Here is an 18325-nt window from a genome sequence, read left to right as displayed (position 1 = left end):
TAACACGGGGTCGAAACACCGAGCCTTTCAGCGGTGCCGCTCCAGGGCGAGGACGGCGGCGGTGATTGACGACATGCGGCTCGGGCCGCACCGGGCCTTGCGGAGGACGCGCCAGGACTTCAGTCCTGCGATGCCGGACTCGACCGGTGCCCGCGCCGCCGACAGCGCACGGCTGACGGTCTGCTGGGTGGGCGTGAGGTCACGGCTCGGCGGGCGTCTGAGGGGTGTGGTCACCCATGGGCCGGCTCCCATGTGGGCGCGGTCGGCGAGGACCGGAACACGCTGGCGTTCCCAGATCCGGATGATCCGGATGATCCGGTGAGTACGGGCCGCGGTCAGGGCGTGCGTGCGGCCGGGCAGTGCGGGTGAGATCCACAGCGGTCGTCCGGCCGGGTCGGTCACCACCTGTACGTTCACGCCGTGGCGTAGGTGTTATTGGGAGAAGTCGGCCCGGCTGTCGCCGACCCGGCCCGCCCGCGTTCAGCGCAGCCGCGCGAGCAGCAGATTCGGATCCGTGCGCGTGAGGTACGCCCCGCTCGCCACGTACACGGTCGAGCCCTTGACCGCCACCGAGGTCGGGTTCTCGATCCCGTCCGCCGCCGTCAGCACCGTCTGAACCGTGCCGTCCGAGCTGACGATACTGGCCTGGTTGGTGCCGTTCTGGGCGGCCAGCACCTGGTCGCCGCGGCCGGTGAAGGTGAAGTCGTCGATCCCGGGCAGGCCGGTCGCCTTGACGGTGTCCGTACCTGCCGTGCCGTCCTTGTCGATCGGTACCCGAAGCAACGTGCCGTTGCCGGTGTTGCTCACCCACACGGCGCCGTCGTGCACCTTGACACCGTTGGCCCCCAACGAGGACGTCGAGGTCGCACCGGGTTGGAAGTCGCCTCCCTGTGTCCACAGGGAGGCGACCCTCGTCCTCAGCGACACCTTCCACACGGTGCCGGACGAGGAGTCGGTCGCGTACAAGGTGTCACGGCTCGCGTCGATCGCCAGGCCGTTCAGCACCTTCACTTCGGGCATCGCCACCACCAGCACGGGAGTGCCACCGCCCGCCGGGATCCGATAGATGCCGGAATTGGCGCCCGCGTTGTAGTTGACGTAGAGCGTGCCGTCGGCGGTGCGTACGATGCCGGACGCCGTCGCGCTGCCGGTGGTCGGCGCGGGAAGGGTCGCCAGTACGGTGATCGCCCCGCTCGTGGTCACCTGGGCCACCTGCCGGGACTTCTGGAACGTCACATCGGCGGCCCCACCCGGCTCCAGCGTGATGTTCTCCGGCTGCTGCAGGGTGGCGATGTCGAAATGGACGACCTCGCGCGCATCGCTCAGCGGCGCGGTGGCACCGGAAGCGGTGCCCATGGTTTGTGTGCCGACGGCCAGTCCGGCGAGCGCGACCGCGCTCAGCAGAAGGGAGCGGCGACAGCGGCGAAGGCGACTGGACATGAGGGCTCCCGGGTCATAGGCGGACCGATACGAGCGGTTGACGAGCCTGACGCTCGCAACCTTGTCTGAGGACAGTCCAGGAATCGCATGAGAAACCCCCTTATCGCCGCGCCGCCCGCGCCGCCCGCGCCGCCCGCGCCGCCCGCGCCGCCCGCGCCGCCCGCGCCGCCCGCTCGGGCCGGCGGATTTCAGCTGATGTGCGCGAGCAGCTGATCCGGGTCCGTGGGCGTGAAGTACGCACCGCGTTCGCGCCGACGCACGACTGAAGTCCTGAAGGATCTTCCGCTGAAAACGCTCAATGGGTCGAAGTCATGAGGTTGCCGTCGTCGTACCGGAAACTGTGGTGGAGATCCGCGCCGGAGGGAGAGCCGCTGTGCCCACGTTCGTCGTGTTCGACCTTGAATTCACGTCATGGCCAGGGGCGCTTGAGCAGGACTGGGGGTCGCCGGGACAGCTTCGCGAGATCGTGCAGATCGGCGCGCTGCGGCTGCGTGAGGACTGCTCGGTCGTCGAGGAGTACGAGGCGCTGGTCCGGCCGGTGGCCAATCCCCAACTGTCCGCATATTTCTGCGAACTCACCGGCATCGACCAGGAGACGCTGGACCGGGAGGGACTCCCCGCAGCGGAAGCGCTCGGTGACTTCCTGGGGTTCTGCCGGGGGCGGTCCGTCCTCTCGTACGGCAACGACATGGTCGTCCTCGGCGAGAACATCGGCTGGGCACGATCCCGGGGCGAAGAGGTCAAGAACGGCTTCCTCGACGCCCGTTTCCTGAACATTAGGCCCTGGCTGAACTCCGTCGCACCGGCGACGTCCGCGTCCAACGTCGGCCGCTTGTGGCGGGACCTGGGCCTCCCGAAGCCCGCGACGGGCGAGGAACATTCCGCACTCTTCGACTGCTATTCATTCGCTGCGGCCCTTGCGTACTTGTGCGAGGTTGGGGCTGGATTGCCCGCGATTCTGCAGGCTCCGGGGGCGGAGTAGGGGTGGGCGTCGATGGACGGTGTGGTGCGAGCTGTCACTTCACGGGGTGTCTGAAGCGTGGTAACCGCGTGTCTTGGTCAGGCGAACTGCTGACGCCTGGAATCTGACCCCGGATGTCTCGGTCCCGAGTACAACCTTGATCGATCCGTCCTCCTGGGCGGTCAGGTTGACTTCACGGGCTTCGGCGGGGCCCCACCCGGTGACTCGTAGCCCCGCGATATCCACGAAGACGAGGTAGTACTCGAAAGCGTTGAACCCCTTTCCCTCCCAGTCGGCGGGAGGGTTCGAAGGGAGACTTCTTGTGTCGAATCCAATGGTCGCCGAGTTTTCCCTTTCATCGATGTGCAGATAGAAGAGATCACACGATTCCGGCAAGGTGAGGAGTTGCAACCAGTCAGCGCTCATAGAAAGTCTTCTCGTCCATTGCGGGAAGGTGGTTGTGACGCAACGAATCGATTTTGCTGGTGAAGAGATGCCGCTCGGCGTCCGATCCGTCTGCCTGTTTCCTGAAGGCGCTCATATGGGCGACGGTGATGGAGTCGCTGCAGTCGAATTCGAGTTTCACTCCGCGGCCATCGGCCCGTACCCGTATACGTCGTTCTGCGCCATGAGGGATCATCTCGATTCCGGCCGTGGCCGGCGGGTCCCACTCGGTCAGGGAGATGGTGTCCACGGCCAGGAAGCGGAACTGGCACTGGACCGTGTCCATGTGCTCGTCGATCCACTCCTGAGGTGCGGAGTCGGGAAAGCGGGGCAGATCGACGCGCAACGTCACGCTGGGACCACGCCAGTTCAGATTGATCGAACGGATCCTGACCTCGCTCAGGTCCGGGACCTTCCCGTAGAGCGATTGCAGTACCTCCCGATTCACGAGAAAAGCGTCAACGGTCATAGTAGTAATGCTCCTCGCAGCCGGGAATCTGTCCATTGCGGGTGTCCTCGAACGGTCGCACATGGACGTGCGAGGGCTGATAACCAGGCTCGCCGGGCTTCTGATGTCCGAACCAGTGGTCCTGGAACACTATAAGGTCCTGCCCGTTGGGATGCTCGTACACCTCTTCCGTGTAGTAGATCGGCTTGTGGTCCTCGGTCATGAGCTGCTTGGACCCTTGCCATTCCGGTGTCGTGGCCGGAACATGACGGTTCACCTCCAGAGGTTCGGCGCCCTCGGGAATTCCCGCCTCCTGCAATGCGAGTACCTTGGTCTCGTCGAGAGATCGGCCGACCTTTTCCGGGTATCCGGGGGCCAGTCCGAGCGGATCGATCCAGATGTTGGGGTTACGTACGTAAGTTGCTGGATTGGGGGCGGGCGCAAGGCCGAGCGGGTCCGGGGTGAGGTAGCGCGCCGTTTCCGGGTCGTAATGGCGGAAGTAGTTGTAGTGGAGGCCTGTTTCGGGGTCGTAGTACTGGCCCGGGAAACGGAGAGGTATGTACGTGCTGCTATTGGTCGCCCAGGCGGTGGCGCCCCACAGGGTGCTGCGGGTGCGCCAAGCGATGTCGCCCTGTTCGTCGATGAGTTCGGTCGGTGTGCCGACCAGGTCGGTGACGATGGCGAAGAAGCGGGAGTCGATCTCGTCCTGGGGGGCGTCCGCAGCGGTGATGCGTTCTGTTTGGGCGATGGGGCGTAGGCCCTGGTGGTCCCAGGTGAGGGTGACCGGGTCGGGAAGGGACGGGGATGTGGCGGTCTGTTCGCACAGGATGGTGCCGTCCCAGGTGAACACCACCTTCTCCACGACCGTTTCGCCGTCGGCGGCGAGGCGGAGCTTCGCCGTGCGGCGGCCCAGCGCGTCGTAGGTGTATCGCCACCGCGTTCCGTCCGGAGTCGTCACCGACGTCAGGCGATCCTCGGCGTCCCACTCGTAGCGCCAGGTGTCCGGCTTGCGGGAGAGGCGGGTTTTCTGGCGCAGGGTGATGCGGCCGAGTTCGTCGTGTTCGTAACGGACGTTGCCCGCGCGGGTGATGCGGGTGCCGGTGTAGGTGCGGTCGCCCGTCGCCTCCTGGCCTGGGTGCCCCGCGGGCCAGTGTGCTTGCGTCTGGTTGCCTGCCTCGTCGTACGCGTAACTCTCGGTCCAGCTCGCCGCGTGGACTGCCGTTACCCGGCCCGCCGCGTCCAGGTCGAAGCGGCGCGAGCCGGCGAGTTGGTCGTCGATCGCCGTTAGATTGCCGTCGGCTCGGTAGGTGTACGCGCGGTGCAGGAGTGAAGTGCCTGTTGCGCCGACGACCGACTGGGTTGTCAGGCGGCCCAGGGCGTCGAAAGTGTGCTCCAGCGTGAGCATCTCGCCCACCTGGCGGGTCAGTTCGCGGCCGACCTCGTCGTACGTGAAGTCGATGGAGCGGCCCGAGGCCGTCATGCCGGTGCGGCGGCCGGACGTGTCGTACGTCCACGTCGTGGTCGCGCCGGAAGGAGTCGTACGGGCGGTGCGGCGACCGAACTCGTCGTAGGCGTACGACAATTCGCGGCCGTCGACCGTCTCCGAGCGGACTCGGCCGTGGCGGTCGCGCAGGATCGTCAGGGTTATGTCGGGGCCCGTTGCCTGGGCCAGGCCGTCCGTCATGTCGTAGGCGTACGTGGTGACTTGGCCGGCCGCGTCCTTGCGGATCACCTGGCCCAGTTCGTTGCGCTCGAACGCGATGACCTGACCGAGGGTGTTCGTGCGGGTTACCAGGCGGCCTGTGGCGTCGTGGGTGTAGGTGAGGGTGCGGTCGTCGAAGTCCGTCTCCGCGATCAGACGGCCGGCCGTGTCGTAGTCGTAACTCCAGGTCAGGCCTTGGGGGTTGGTGACCTGGATGAGGTTCAGTTCTGCGTCGTGGCTGAATTCGTAGCGCACTCCGTCCGGGCCCGTGCGTGACGTCAACAGGTCGAAGTGCGTGTACTCGAAATGGGAAATGCCGCCCAACGGGTCCGTGTGGCTTGTGCAGTTGCCCTCGCCGTCGTACGTCCAGGATTCCGTCGTGCCGTCGGGTGCTGTGCGGCGGGAGAGGTGCCCCTCGACCGTCCACTCCCAGTGGGTTGTCGCGCCCAGGGCGTCCGTGAGTGTGACAGGTCGGCCGAAACTGTCACGTTCATAGCGGGTGACCCCACCGAGTGGATTCGTGATCCGCAGCGGGAGGCCGGTGCGGTCGCAGTGGACCGTCGTGGTCTGGCCGAGCGGGTCGGTCACCGTCGTCAGGTGGCCTGCCTCGTTGTACGTGAAGTGGGTGGTGTGGCCGAGGGAGTCCGTGACCGAGGTGCGGTTGCCGCGGGCGTCGTAGGACTGGCGCACGGTCGTGCCGTCGGGGTTCACCAGCCTTGTCGGCAGGCCGAGTTCGTTGTACTCGGCTCGTGCCTCGCGTCCGTCGGGGCGGGCGGCGGCGAGCAGGTTGCCGTTCTCGTCGTAGCAGAACGTCGTGGTGTGGCCGAGCGGGTCCGTCTCGGAGAGGAGGCGGTTGTAGCGGTCGCGCCGGTACCGGGTGATCGCGCCGAGTGGGCCGGTCACCGCTACGACCTGGTACGCGTCGTTGACGAGGAAGCGGCGGACGTTGCCCGCGGCGGTGGTCGTGGTCGTGACCCTGTGGCCCGTTTCCGGGTCCGTGTCGTCGTAGGTGACGCGCAGGCTCATGTGTCCGGCCGAGCCGCCCTCGGCCGTGCAGCGGTCCTGGTCGTCGTACTCGTAGGTGTAGCCGCGGTCGTTGGTGTCCGTCCACGAAGTGACGCGGCCCGCCGTGTCGTACGTGAAGCGCAGGGGGAGGCCGGAGGAGTTGGTGACGGCGGTCAGGTTGCCGTCCGTGTAGCCGTAATGCTTCAACTCGTCGCCCGTGGAAACGAGTTGGAAGGCCGTGATGCGGCCCTCCTCTGTCGTGACCCGGACCTCGTGGCCGCCGCTGGAGGCGACGGCGAGGGGGGTGCCCTCGCCGTCGTACTCGAAGGTGATCCAGTTGCCGTTGCGGTCGTCGATCTGCTCCAGGACCGCCAGGCTCTCGGTGCGGTCGGTGAAGTGCCACACCCGGCGTGTCCGGGAGTCGGTGACCGTGTAGCCGCCGTCCTCGCGGGCCAGGGGCCAGCGCGGGCCGTGGCTGGGGAGCGTGGGCAGGCCGGGGGCCGGGTGCGGGTAGGGCAGGAGCAGGCCGTCCTCGGTGACGAAGACGACACCTGTGGAGCTGATCTCCAGGTGCTGGTCGAGTGTGGAGGACCAGGACGGGCCGAACCAACGGCCCAGGCGGTAGCCGGACTCCACCCGTCGCTTGAGGATCAGGGGCAGGGCGCCGGGGAGGGTGACGTCCGTCTGCGGGAGGTACATCTTGCCGGTGGCGAAGTCGATCGGGTCGGAGCCGCGGCTCTCCACGGCCTTCTGGTCGCGGGTCACCTTCGTCGGGCCGTCCGAGACCGCGCTCTCCGCGGGCTTCGCCGCCTTCTCGGCCGTCTCCTCCACCGTCCGGCGGACACCCGACTGCGCCGCCCCCTCCAGCCCCTCCTTGGCGGCGAGCCGCGTCAGCCCTGCCTCCAGCCCCGCCCCGTCGCCGAAGAGGTTGGGGATCAGCCGCCCCGTCCCCTCCGACGGGTCCTTCATGAAGTCGTCCAGCATCGTCTTCGCGGCCCGCTCGGGGTGCGCGGCCGTCGAAACCAGGCCCGCCAGGGTCATGTTGACGTTCTGGACGTACGCGGCGGGGTGCGTGATGTTGTACGGGTCCATGGGGTTGAGGCCGCGGGCGAAGTTCAGGATGCCCGCCGTGCCCTTCACCACGCCGGCGTCGAAATGCAGGACCTCCGTGTTGACGGCCTGGTAGCCGTCGACCGCGTCCGCCTTCAACTGGGCCAGTGGGGGCGGTTCGGCGGGGGCGTGGGCCAGGGCCTTGCGGACCGCGCTCGCGGCCGTGCGGGCGGCCTCGTCGCGTTGGCGGCGGGCCTCGTTCAGGATCTCGTGGGCGCGTTCCACGGCGGCTGCGCCGGGGTCGGTTGTCGGCTCCTGTTTCCTGGCCTCGGCCGTGTCTGTATTCGTGTCCGTCTTCAGCTTCGCCTTGTACTCGTCCGACGCCTGTTTACCCGGCCCGTACAGATCGATCGCGTCCCGCGCCTGCCCCTGCGCCCACTCCACCGTCTCCGCGTACGACGACAGCGCCTTGCCCGCCGCGTCGCAGGCGTCCGCCGCCTGGAGCCACTTCGTGGGGTGCATGGCGAATCTCTTGCGGAACGCCTCGGCCGCCTCGCCCTGCCAGGACGACGAATCGAGCCTGCGCATGCCGTCGCCGACCTTGTCGAAGGCCGTGTAGAAGTCCGTCAGGTGCTTGGCCGTCGCGCGGATCGCCTTCGCGTCGCCGTGGAGCAGGTCCTTCGGCTGGTCGCTCTGGCCCAACTGCCGTTCGCCCGGGGTCGCGCCGAGGTCCGAGGCGATGCGGTCGCCCGCGTTCTCGACCTTGTCCGCGAGGTCGTGCGCGCCGACCTTGTCCAGCGCGTCGCCGGCGACGTCCGTGCCCTTGTCGACGAGTTCGCCGGTGAGCTTCTTGCCCTCGTCGACCACATCGCCGACCTTGCCCAGGCCGGAGTTGACCAGATCGCCGATCCCCATCAGCCCGCGTCCCCGCCCTGCCGGCTCTGATTCTGCGCGGCCTCCGCCGCCTTCGCCCGTTCCTCCGGTGACGGACCCAGCGGGCCGTCGAGCATGTCGTTGTACTCGTCACCGCTCAGCCCCGCCGCGCTCGCCAGGTTGGCCGGGTTGAGGCCCGGGCCCAACGGGCTCAGCGTGTGCGAGGTCATCACGTCCCGCGCCGCGTCCTTGTAGGCCTGCCCGCTGTTGTCCAGCGCCTTGTCCATCGACGCGGCGCTGTAGTCGACGCCGCCCGTGTACTCGTTGTCGCGCACGAGGTCGCCCCAGCTCTGCTTGGTGACCTCGTCCTCCGACGCGTACGGGTTGCCCATCCCCGCGTTCACCACGATCTTCATCGTGCCCTGGACGTACTGGTCCGTCTCGTACAGCGTGCCTGCCGAAAGACCCACGCCCGTCGCGAAGTTGTTCCCCTCGATCACCAGCGCGCGCACGCCCCACTCCCAGCGTTCGCAGAACGACGTGAACCCCGACAGCAACTCCTCGTTGCCCAACTCCAGCCCCGAGAGGGCGAGTTCCGAGAATCCGCGGCCCGCTCCGGCCAGGCTGTCGATGCCCAGGTCCTTCAACTCGCCCAGTACCAGGGTGATCCCCTGCGCCATCTCGTCGAGCCCGGTCGCCTTGATGTCCTCGCCCGCGTCCCCGCTCATCCCCGTATCCCCTCCGCGTCGACCGCCGCCGCCTCCGGCACGATCCCCGACACCGGTGGAAACAGCGCCTCTTCGCCCTCGGTGCCCACATCCAGCGCCACTCCGCACGGCACACCCACCGCACTCACAGCCGGCACCGCCGCGTCCAACAAGCGGGCTCCCAGCAGCCGTTGATACGGCCACTCCCGCCCGCCTTCACTCCTTGCTATCGCGAACCTCGCCAACGCCGACTCGTTCGAAAACGCGTAGATCCACCGGATACCGCCGAAATCGCCGACCAGGGGTGTGTTGTCCGCGTCCGTGGGGACCAATACCGCCGTGCGGCGGAACTCGCCCAGCAGCACCGCGAATTCGTGCCGCCCGCGCGCCGTGACGTCGTCGCTGATCAGAGGCTCGGAGCCGTCGGCGGGTGCGGGAGGTGGACCCGCAGGTGCGGGACGTGGACCCGCCTCGCTCATCTCCGCGTAATCCAGCAGCCGGGACCGCCGTATGCCCCCGGCCACCCCGCCGCTCTCCCCGCCGTTCTCCATGTCGTTTCCCCCGCGATCGGACATGGGTGAAATCATCACACCAGCACATCGCGTACGGCAACGCGGATACCCGCGACACGCCCCGGGCGGCGCCGTAAACGTCGTAGAACGGCATATAGCGCAGCACCGTTGACAGCCATGCGCGGGCCAATTCCTGGTCTACCGACAGCCTTCTCATCGTTCTCTTATGTCGGCCTTATGGCATCATCACGCGCCGTACCTAGCTTGCGGGCCATGTTCTTCACCTACCTGAGGCGCGAGTTGCGCCGCCGCAGAAAAGCGGCCCTCGTCGTCGCCTCCGGCCTCGCACTGGGCATTGCGCTGGTCATCGTGGTCAACTCCGTGTCCTCCGGCATGGGGAAGGCACAGGACAAGGTCCTCCAGTCGCTGTACGGACTCGGCACGGACATGACCGTCACCAAGGCGGCCACGGCGAGCGCGAGCAGCTCGCAGCAGCCGCGGTTCCAGTTCGACGCCAACAACAACGACGACAGCAAGACGCAGAGCAGTGACCGCGTCATGGTCCAGGGCTTCACCACCCTCGCCTCCAGCACCGTCACCAAGGTGGCGGGACAGAGCGGCGTCTCGGACGCCGTTGGCGGGCTCAGCCTCAACGTCGTCAAGGTCGACGGCCAGTTCACCCGCGGCCAGTTCCAGCAGAACCAGGGGAGCGGCACCGGCGGCGGAACCCGCGGCGGTGGCACCGGCGCGCCGCAAGGCGAAGTCACCGGTGGTGGCGCCAACTTCAACATCAACTCGTACTCGGTCTACGGCACGGACGTCACCAAGCCCGCGCTCGGCCCGCTGACCTCCTCGAAGATCACCAGCGGCCGTACGTTCACCACCGCCGAGGCCAACTCCAAGGTCGTCGTCGCCGACTCGGCGTACGCCAAGGAGAAGAAGCTCAAGGTCGGTTCGACGGTCACCATCAAGAGCGTCAAGTACAAGGTGATCGGCATCGCCACCGCCACCAGCGGCGACGCGGCGGCCAACCTGTACATCCCGCTGACGCAGGCGCAGACCCTGAGCGGTGACAAGAACAAGGTCACCACGATCTACGTCAAGGCGACCGACTCCAAGCAGATCTCGGCCGTCAAGAAGACCATCACGAGCAATGTCTCGGGTACGACGGTCACCACCTCCGCCGATCTCGCCGACACCGTCTCCGGGTCCCTGTCCACCGCCTCCTCCCTCGCCACCAGCGTCGGCAAGTGGCTGTCGATCGCGGTCCTGATCGCCGCGTTCCTGGTCGCCGGGCTGCTCACCTCCTCCGCGGTCTCGCGCCGGGTGCGGGAGTTCGGCACGCTGAAGGCGCTCGGCTGGAAGTCCGGCCGGGTGACCCGGCAGGTGGTCGGCGAGGCCGTCGTCAACGGACTGGTCGGCGGCGTCCTCGGCATCGCGCTCGGCCTGGCGGGCGCGTACGTCGTGACCGCGATCAGCCCGACCCTGTCGGCCTCCCTCGGCAACACGGCCGGTGGTGGCGCCCGGGCGGGCGGCGGACCCGGCGGCGGCGGTGGCTTCGGAGGCGGCCGGCAGGCCGCGGCCAAGACCCTCGACGTCGCCCTCACCGCCCCCGTCAACGCCACCACCATCGCCCTCGCGGTAGGCCTCGCCGTAGCCGGCGGCCTGATCGCCGGCGCCTTCGGCGGCTGGCGAGCGTCGCGACTCCGCCCGGCTGACGCCCTGCGCAGAGTCGAGTAGCCAACACCGGTACGGCAGCGCCCTGAAGGGGCGCGGGGAACTGCGCGACCAGCCCCCACGCACCCGCAGACGAACGACGGCGCAACTTGGGGTCCGTCATACCGGCGGACCCCAACCCCCTTTACTTCCCCAGGAGTTGCACCATGTACGAACTAAGAGGCGTCACCAAGCTCTACTCACGCGGCAAGGAAACCGTCCACGCCCTCGACGGCGTCGACCTCACCATCGGCGACGGCGACCGCCTGGTCATCCAGGGCCCCACCGGCGGCGGCAAGTCCACCCTGCTCCAGATGATCGGCGCCCTCGACCGCCCCACCGCAGGCGAAATCGTCCTGGACGGCGTCGACTTGGCGAAACTCTCCGAGGCCAAGCTCACCAAGGTCCGCAGCGAGAACATCGGCTTCGTGTTCCAGTCCTTCAACCTGATCCCGACGCTCACCGCGCAGGAGAACGTCGAGACCGCCCTCGTACCCCTCGGCGTGAAGACGAAGGAACGGCGTCAACGCGCCGCCGACGCACTGGTCTCGGTGGGTCTGGGGGAGCGCCTGGGCCACCTCCCCGGCGAGATGTCCGGAGGACAGCAGCAGCGCGTCGCCATCGCCCGCGCACTCGTCAAGCAGCCCAAGGTGCTGCTCGCCGACGAACCGACCGGCAACCTCGACGAGTCGATGCGCGACGAGATCATGGACGTACTGGAGCGCATGTGGAAGGAGCACGGGCTGACCTTCATCATGGTCACCCACGACTCCGCCATCGCGAAGAAGGCGCCGCGTCTCGCCACCATCCGCAAGGGGAAGATCACGGTGAAGGAGAACGCCGGGTCGAAGTAACTCGGCTGGCGTGGACGGGAGTTCAGGGTTTCCGGCGGAGCCCCTAGCGGAGTTCTCGCCGGCTTCACCCGTCGACTGCGTAACGGAGTCCGGGCGACGGCGTAACAGTTCGCGGCTGCGCTTTCTCACCCTCCTCTCATCTCTTGAGCGGGTGATCACCCCTCGGCATACTGCGTATTCCGGGGGGTGTCACGCACGGGTGTGCTGGCTTTCCCCCGGTCGGGTGAACGGGGAATTCGCCCGGTACCTCAGCTCCAGGGGGAGCCTTGCGCAGACACGTGAAGAGAGCGTGCGCGGCCACCGTCGCCGCGTCCGCCACCGTAGCCCTCGCCGCCGGAATGACCACCCCGGCGTCGGCGAAGCCCGAACAGCGTGCGGCCGGTGCCGCACAACTCGGTGCCGCACAGGCCGGGCTCAAGGGCAGCCACCACATCACCCTGATCACCGGCGACCGCGTCACCGTCGACGCGAAGGGCCGGGTCGCCGGTCTGGAACCGGCGAAGGGCCGTGAACACATAGCCGTATCGGTCCGCAAGCTCGACGGGCACACGCTCGTCATACCCGTCGACGCGGCCCAGCTGATCGCGTCCGGCAAGCTCGACCAGCGGCTCTTCGACGTCACCGAGCTCAACAAGTCCGCGGAGCGCGCCTCCCAGAAGGCCGGCCTGAAGGTCATCGTCGGCTATCAGGGCGCCGCCACCGCCGCCAAGGCCGACGTCCGGGACGCGGGCAGGCTGCGCCAGTCCCTGAAGACCCTGAACGCCGACGCCGTCCAGACCCCGCAGCAGGACGCACCCGAGCTGTGGAAGGCCGTCACCAACGGCGACAAGTCGGCCGCCGGCATCGCGCACGTCTGGCTCGACGGCGTCCGCAAGGCCAGCCTCGACAAGTCCGTGCCGCAGATCGGCGCCCCGAAGGCGTGGGCGGCCGGCTACACGGGCAAGGGCGTCAAGATCGCCGTACTGGACACGGGAGTCGACGCCGACCACCCGGACCTGAAGACCCAGGTCATCGAGTCCAAGAACTTCTCCACGGCCACCGACGCGAACGACCACTTCGGGCACGGCACGCACGTCGCCTCGATCGCCGCGGGCACCGGTGCGAAGTCGCACGGCAAGTACAAGGGTGTCGCGCCCGACGCGAAGATCCTCAACGGCAAGGTCCTCGACGACAACGGCTCCGGTGACGACTCCGGCATCCTCGCCGGCATGGAGTGGGCGGCGGCCGAGGGAGCCTCCGTCGTCAACCTCAGCCTCGGCGGCTACGACACCCCGGAGATCGACCCGCTCGAAGCCGAGGTCAACAAACTCTCCACCGAGAAGGGGATCCTCTTCGCGATCGCCGCGGGCAACGAGGGCCCCCAGTCGATCGGTTCGCCCGGCAGCGCGGACGCGGCCATCACGGTCGGCGCGGTCGACGGCAACGACAAGCTCGCCGACTTCTCCTCCACCGGCCCGCGCGTCGGCGACGGCGCCATCAAGCCGGACGTCACCGCGCCGGGCGTCGACATCACCGCCGCCGCGGCCCCGGGCAGCGTCATCGACAAGGAGGTCGGCGAGAACCCGCCCGGCTACCTCACCATTTCGGGTACGTCGATGGCGACCCCGCATGTCGCCGGCGCCGCCGCGATCCTCAAGCAGGAGCACCCCACGTGGGGCTACGCCGAGCTGAAGGGCGCGCTCACCGGGTCCGCGAAGGGCGGCAACTACACGCCGTTCGAGCAGGGTTCGGGCCGTATCGCCGTCGACAAGGCCATCAAGCAGAACGTCATCGCCGACCCGGTGTCGGAGAGCTTCGGCGTCCAGCAGTGGCCGCACACCGACGACACCCCGGTCACCAAGCAGGTCACCTACCGCAACCTCGGCACCGCGGCCGTCACCCTCAAGCTCACGGTGGCCGCCACCAACCCCAAGGGCCAGACGGCTCCTTCGGGCTTCTTCAAGCTCGCCAAGACCTCGGTGACCGTACCGGCCGGCGGCACGGCCTCGGTCGGCCTGACCGTCAACACCAAGCTGGGCGGCACGCTCGACGGCGCCTACTCCGCGTACGTGACGGCGACGGGCGGCGGGCAGAGCGTCCGTACGGCCGCGGCCGTGGTGCGCGAAGTCCAGTCGTACGACCTCACGTTGAAGTTCATCAACCGTGACGGCACTCCCGCGAAGTACTACACGGCCACGGTGGCGGGCCTGTCCGGCCTCGGTGCCGGCGGTTACTTCTCCCCCTACGACGAGTCGGGCACCGTCAAGGTCCGTGTCCCCAAGGGCGGTTACGTCCTCGACACCGGGATCTTCGTGGACCCGGAGGACTTCACCAAGGGCGCCGACTGGATCGCCCAGCCCAAGCTGAACATCGCCAAGAACACCTCGGTCACCCTCGACGCCCGCACCGCCAAGCCGGTCGACATCACGGTGCCGGACACCGCCGCCAAGTCGGCCTTCGCGTCACCGGGTTACTCGCTCATGACGGCGGACAGCGGCGCCTCCTTCGGCTGGCTCCTGGAGACGTACGCCAACTTCCGCTCCGCGCACCTCGGTCCGCAGATCACCGACGGTTCGCTTTCCGAGCAGTGGGACGCGCACTTCCTCAAGGGCACCGACGAGCAGTACGACACCACGACCGGCGGCAAGGTCAAGCAGCTCGCCACCGGCTTCACCAAGCACTACAAGGCGAGTGAACTCGCCACGGTGAAGGGCCGACTGGGCGCCGCGGCGAGTGGCAAGACCGGCCTGTTCTACGCCTTCGGCTACCTGCCCGACGGTGGCGGCGGCGCCTCCGCCACCGCCAGCCCGCAGCCGCTGCCCGGCACCCGCGTCCTGCACGTCTCCACCATCAACGGGGCGCAGTGGGAACTGGACTTCGAGCAGGACGCCGGGCGCGACGCGGACGGCTTCCCGATCGCCGAGGCCTACTACGTCTCGAACGACCTGGAGACCTTCAAGGCCGGCCAGACGTACACCCGGACCTTCAACACGGCGGTCTTCGGCCCGCACCTCGACGACGTCTACGGCGTGTACCGCGACGGCAACGAGATCTCCGGAATCGTGCCGCTGTTCGCCGACTCCGCGCAGCACGCGGGCTCGTCGGTGTTCACCTCGGTCAACACGACCCTGTACCGCAACGGCACGAAGGTGGGCTCCAACCAGGACCCGCTGCTCGGCGAGGGGGTGTTCAAGGTCCCGGCCGCCAACGCCTCGTACAAGCTGACCACTTCGGTGATCCGCAGCGTCAAGGTCGCCGCCGCCTCCACCCGGATCGACGCGAGCTGGACGTTCTCCTCGAAGAAGCCGTCCGGTGCCAACGAGGTCCAACTCCCCGTCTCCACCGCCCGCTTCAACGCGACGACCGGCCTGGACAGCCGCGTCGCGGCCGGAAAGAAGGCGACCTTCCCGGTCACCGTCGAGGGCGCGGCCGCCGGCCGCAACCTCAAGTCCCTGGGCGTGTGGGTGTCGTACGACTACGGCCAGACCTGGAAGAAGGTCACCGTCGTCAACGGCAAGATCACCGTCACCAACCCGGCCAAGGGCAAGGCCATCTCGTTCCACGCGAAGATCGCCGACAAGAAGGGCAACAAGTCGACGATCTCGATCTACAACGCGTACTACGGCAAGTGAGCCTCAGAACGCGGTGAGTTGAGTGGCGGACGGCCTGCCGGAAGTTCACCTTCCGGCGGGCCGTCCGTGTTTTCCTGGCCCCATGACCGTCGCCGTGACCGCCATGATCACTGCCGTCGTCGGCGTGCTCGGCACCCTCTTCGCCCCCGTTCTCAGCCAGCGCCTCACCGCCCGGCAGCGCGCAGAGGAGGCCCAAGTCGCCGAGCGGGTACGGAGGTTCGAGGAGCGGCGGGACGCCTACACGGCCATGAACAGGGCTTCACGGCAGTTCCACACGCTGCTCAAGGACGCCCTGCACCGCATCCGCGACGGCGTCTACACCGAGCTGGAGCGCGACCAGTTGGAGGAGGCCCGCCGCGACTACCGGGACCGTTACGCCGAGGCGCAGATGGTCGTGCCCGAGCGGATCCTGGACGCGTCCCGCTCGGTGAACGAGGTTCTCGCCGGTGTCGACGCCGTTGCCAAACGTCTTGACCGTGGCCTTGCCCGGGACGGTGAGAGCGCCGAGGAGGCGCTGGTCCAACTGAAGGAGGCCGAGCCTCGGTTGGCCGCGATGCGGCGGCTGATGCGCGCGGATCTGGGCGTCACGGAGTGAAGCCCGGGCGTTGGGTCGACGTCCCCGCCCGGGTCGCGTCCGTGCCCCAGCTCGCCAGCAGGCGCAGGGCGTCGGCCGACGGGGAGCCCGGCTCCGCGTGGTAGGTGATCAGGGACTGCTCGGAGCTGTCGCTGAGGCGGAAGCCCTCGAAGTGGAGGGTGAGGTCGCCGACCAGGGGGTGGTGGAGGCGCTTGACGCCGTAGGTCTTCTCCTTGACGTCGTGGGTGGCCCACAGGCGCCTGAACTCCTCGCTCTTGACGGAGAGTTCGCCGACCAGGGCGGACAGGCGCGGGTCGTCCGGGTGGCAGCCCGCGTCCATGCGGAGCATGCTGACGATGTCCGTGGCCTTCTGCTCCCACTCCACGAACAGTTCGCGGTACTCGGGCCGCAGGAACACCAGCCGCGCCCAGTTCCGCTCCTGCGGCGGCAGCTCCGACCAGTCGCCGAAGACGGCCGCGGCCATCCGGTTCCACACCAGGATGTCCGTGCGTGGGCCGCAGACGTACGCCGGGACCGTCTCGATCGCGTCGAGCAGCTGCCGTAGCGGAGGCCGTACGTGCTGGGTGGGGGCCGACGGTTTCTTCTTGTGCTGCTTCGGCTTCGCGAGGTGGGTGAGGTGGGAGGACTCGGCGTCGGAGAGGCGCAGGGCGCGGGCGATCGCTTCGAGGATCTCGGCCGACACGTTCCGCCCGTTGCCCTGCTCCAGACGCGTGTAGTACGCCACCGAGACCCCGGCCAGCTGCGCCAGCTCCTCGCGGCGCAGCCCGGGCACCCTGCGGTGCCGCCCGAAGTCCGGCAGCCCGACGTCCTCCGGCTTCAGCCGGGCCCGCCGGGTGCGCAGGAACTCGCTCAGCTCGGCACGCCGGTCCAGCGGCGGACCGGCGTCGGCGGGCTCGGGGGCGGATTCGGGCTGTTCGTCCATACGGCCCAGTATTCCCGGTCCTACGTCCAGGAGCCTGATCCCGCTGGTGGTAGGCACAGCGGACGTACGCAGAAGCGTGGCCTGGGTAGCCTCAGGACTTTCGGGCAGGCTTGGCAGCGTGCCCGGCCGGAAGGCAGCCGGGCGCACAATCCCCCCGCTAGGAGAGTTTCGGCATGACCACAGTCGCCGCATACGCAGCCCCCGCCGCCAAGGCTCCCCTGGAGCGCACCACCATCGAGCGCCGGGCCGTACGTGAGTTCGACGTCCTGATCGACATCAAGTTCGCCGGTATCTGCCACTCGGACATCCACCAGGCCCGCGAGGGCTGGGGCGAGGCCATCTTCCCGATGGTCCCCGGCCACGAGATCGCCGGCATCGTCTCCGAGGTCGGACCCGGTGTCACCAAGTTCCAGGTCGGCGACCGCGTGGGCGTCGGCTGCATGGTCGACTCCTGCCGCGAGTGCGACAACTGCAAGGCGGGCCTGGAGCAGTACTGCACCGGCGGCAACGTCGGCACGTACAACGCCATCGGCAAGGACGGCGAGCCCACCTACGGCGGCTACTCCGAGAAGGTCGTCGTCGACGAGAACTTCGTCCTCGGCATCCCCGAGGGCATCTCCCTCGACGAGGCCGCTCCGCTCCTCTGCGCCGGCATCACCCTGTACTCGCCCCTGCGGCACTGGAACGCCGGCCCCGGCAAGAAGGTCGCGATCGTCGGCATGGGCGGCCTCGGCCACATGGGCGTCAAGATCGCGCACGCGCTCGGCGCGGAGGTCACCGTCCTCTCGCAGTCCCTGCGCAAGCAGGAGGACGGCCTCAAGCTGGGCGCCGACCACTACTACGCGACCAGCGACCCGAAGACCTTCGAGGAACTGCGCGGCACCCTCGACCTGATCATCTCCACGGTGTCGGCTCCGCTCGACCTCGGCGCGTACCTCTCGCTGCTGAAGACGGACGGCGCGCTGGTGAACGTCGGCGCCCCCGAGGAGCCCGTCTCCCTCAACCTGTTCTCGGTGATCGGCGGCCGCAAGACCCTCGCCGGTTCCGGCATCGGCGGCATCCCGGAGACCCAGGAGATGCTGGACTTCTGCGCCGAGCACGGCTTCGGCGCCGAGATCGAGCTGATCTCCGCGGACCAGATCAACGAGGCGTACGAGCGGGTGCTGGCGAGTGACGTCCGGTACCGGTTCGTGATCGACACGGCCACGATCTGACGGCGTCGCTTCTAGCAGGGGTGCGGGGTGCGGTGCGCTGTCGAGTGCGGGTGCGGGTGCGTCGTGGCTGGTCGCGCAGTTCCTCGCGCCCCTAAAGGGTCGGACCAGCACAGGCGCTTTTAGGTGCGCGGTGGTGCGCGCCCACGCGGCGGAGCCGCAAATCGATACAGCCCCGCGCCCCTAAAGGGTCGGACCAGCACAGGCGCTTTTAGGTGCGCGGTGGTGCGCGCCCACGCGGCGGAGCCGCAAATCGATACAGCCCCGCGCCCCT

At 68.3% G+C, this 18325-nt stretch carries 13 protein-coding genes and 1 pseudogene; 6 read left to right on the top strand and 8 right to left on the bottom strand.

Annotated features, from left to right (window positions below):
- Positions 1 to 27 precede the first annotated feature (27 nt).
- Together ACGFY9_RS37325 and ACGFY9_RS37320 are read right to left on the bottom strand one after the other, a co-directional pair.
- A pseudogene (locus ACGFY9_RS37325) lies at positions 28 to 468 on the bottom strand (transposase family protein); the annotation flags it as partial.
- A gap of 12 nt (positions 469 to 480) precedes the next feature.
- Positions 481 to 1440 carry an SMP-30/gluconolactonase/LRE family protein gene (locus tag ACGFY9_RS37320; RefSeq protein WP_393761757.1) on the bottom strand — a complete coding sequence of 320 codons (960 nt, stop codon included), beginning with the start codon at positions 1438 to 1440 and terminating at the stop codon, positions 481 to 483.
- Positions 1441 to 1813: 373 nt separating this feature from the next.
- On the opposite strand from ACGFY9_RS37320, the gene ACGFY9_RS37315 reads away from it, so the two are divergent.
- Positions 1814 to 2422, top strand: coding sequence for an exonuclease domain-containing protein (locus ACGFY9_RS37315; protein WP_393761755.1), 609 nt, complete (start codon positions 1814 to 1816; stop codon positions 2420 to 2422).
- Positions 2423 to 2461: 39 nt separating this feature from the next.
- On the opposite strand, the gene ACGFY9_RS37310 is transcribed toward ACGFY9_RS37315, so the two are convergent.
- The 5 genes from ACGFY9_RS37310 to ACGFY9_RS37290 are packed head-to-tail and all read right to left on the bottom strand — an operon-like array spanning position 2462 to position 9205.
- Positions 2462 to 2827 (bottom strand): Imm50 family immunity protein, encoded by a 366-nt coding sequence (locus tag ACGFY9_RS37310; protein ID WP_393761753.1) that lies wholly within the window; start codon positions 2825 to 2827, stop codon positions 2462 to 2464.
- Positions 2817 to 3314, bottom strand: coding sequence for an Imm50 family immunity protein (locus ACGFY9_RS37305; RefSeq protein ID WP_393761751.1), 498 nt, complete (start codon positions 3312 to 3314; stop codon positions 2817 to 2819). The genes ACGFY9_RS37310 and ACGFY9_RS37305 overlap by 11 nt, the downstream gene beginning before the upstream one ends.
- A complete protein-coding gene (locus tag ACGFY9_RS37300; protein WP_393761749.1) occupies positions 3304 to 7965 on the bottom strand; it encodes a putative T7SS-secreted protein in 4662 nt (1553 codons plus the stop codon). The genes ACGFY9_RS37305 and ACGFY9_RS37300 overlap by 11 nt, the downstream gene beginning before the upstream one ends.
- Positions 7965 to 8651, bottom strand: a complete 687-nt coding sequence (locus ACGFY9_RS37295) for a hypothetical protein (RefSeq protein ID WP_393761747.1) — start codon at positions 8649 to 8651, stop codon at positions 7965 to 7967. The genes ACGFY9_RS37300 and ACGFY9_RS37295 overlap by 1 nt, the downstream gene beginning before the upstream one ends.
- Entirely contained in the window at positions 8648 to 9205 is a 558-nt protein-coding gene (locus ACGFY9_RS37290; protein WP_393761745.1) for a hypothetical protein, read from the bottom strand. Before ACGFY9_RS37290 ends, ACGFY9_RS37295 begins: the two co-directional genes overlap by 4 nt.
- Before the next feature lie 210 nt (positions 9206 to 9415).
- On the opposite strand from ACGFY9_RS37290, the gene ACGFY9_RS37285 reads away from it, so the two are divergent.
- From ACGFY9_RS37285 to ACGFY9_RS37270, 4 genes are all read left to right on the top strand, one after another.
- Complete coding sequence (locus ACGFY9_RS37285) at positions 9416 to 10882, top strand: ABC transporter permease (RefSeq protein ID WP_393761743.1); 1467 nt, start codon at positions 9416 to 9418, stop codon at positions 10880 to 10882.
- 143 nt (positions 10883 to 11025) lie between these two features.
- Positions 11026 to 11712, top strand: coding sequence for an ABC transporter ATP-binding protein (locus tag ACGFY9_RS37280; RefSeq protein ID WP_393761741.1), 687 nt, complete (start codon positions 11026 to 11028; stop codon positions 11710 to 11712).
- A gap of 278 nt (positions 11713 to 11990) precedes the next feature.
- Positions 11991 to 15323: a S8 family serine peptidase gene (locus ACGFY9_RS37275; RefSeq protein WP_393761739.1), complete on the top strand. Its 3333-nt coding sequence runs from the start codon at positions 11991 to 11993 to the stop codon at positions 15321 to 15323.
- Between the two features lie 82 nt (positions 15324 to 15405).
- Positions 15406 to 15918 (top strand): hypothetical protein, encoded by a 513-nt coding sequence (locus ACGFY9_RS37270; protein WP_393761737.1) that lies wholly within the window; start codon positions 15406 to 15408, stop codon positions 15916 to 15918.
- Here the strand turns inward: ACGFY9_RS37270 and ACGFY9_RS37265 are convergent.
- A complete protein-coding gene (locus tag ACGFY9_RS37265; protein WP_393761735.1) occupies positions 15908 to 16840 on the bottom strand; it encodes a helix-turn-helix domain-containing protein in 933 nt (310 codons plus the stop codon). The genes ACGFY9_RS37270 and ACGFY9_RS37265 overlap by 11 nt on opposite strands.
- 173 nt (positions 16841 to 17013) lie before the next feature.
- Here ACGFY9_RS37265 and ACGFY9_RS37260 point away from each other — a divergent pair, with 173 nt between their 5' ends.
- Positions 17014 to 18054 (top strand): NAD(P)-dependent alcohol dehydrogenase, encoded by a 1041-nt coding sequence (locus ACGFY9_RS37260; protein WP_393761734.1) that lies wholly within the window; start codon positions 17014 to 17016, stop codon positions 18052 to 18054.
- Positions 18055 to 18325: the final 271 nt, after the last annotated feature.

Origin of the sequence: Streptomyces sp. NPDC048504 (genome assembly GCF_043200035.1) — a bacterium.
In the GTDB taxonomy this organism is placed as follows: domain Bacteria; phylum Actinomycetota; class Actinomycetes; order Streptomycetales; family Streptomycetaceae; genus Streptomyces.
Note: the sequence above shows the minus strand (reverse complement) of the source record. Positions and strands in the feature narration are given on the sequence as shown.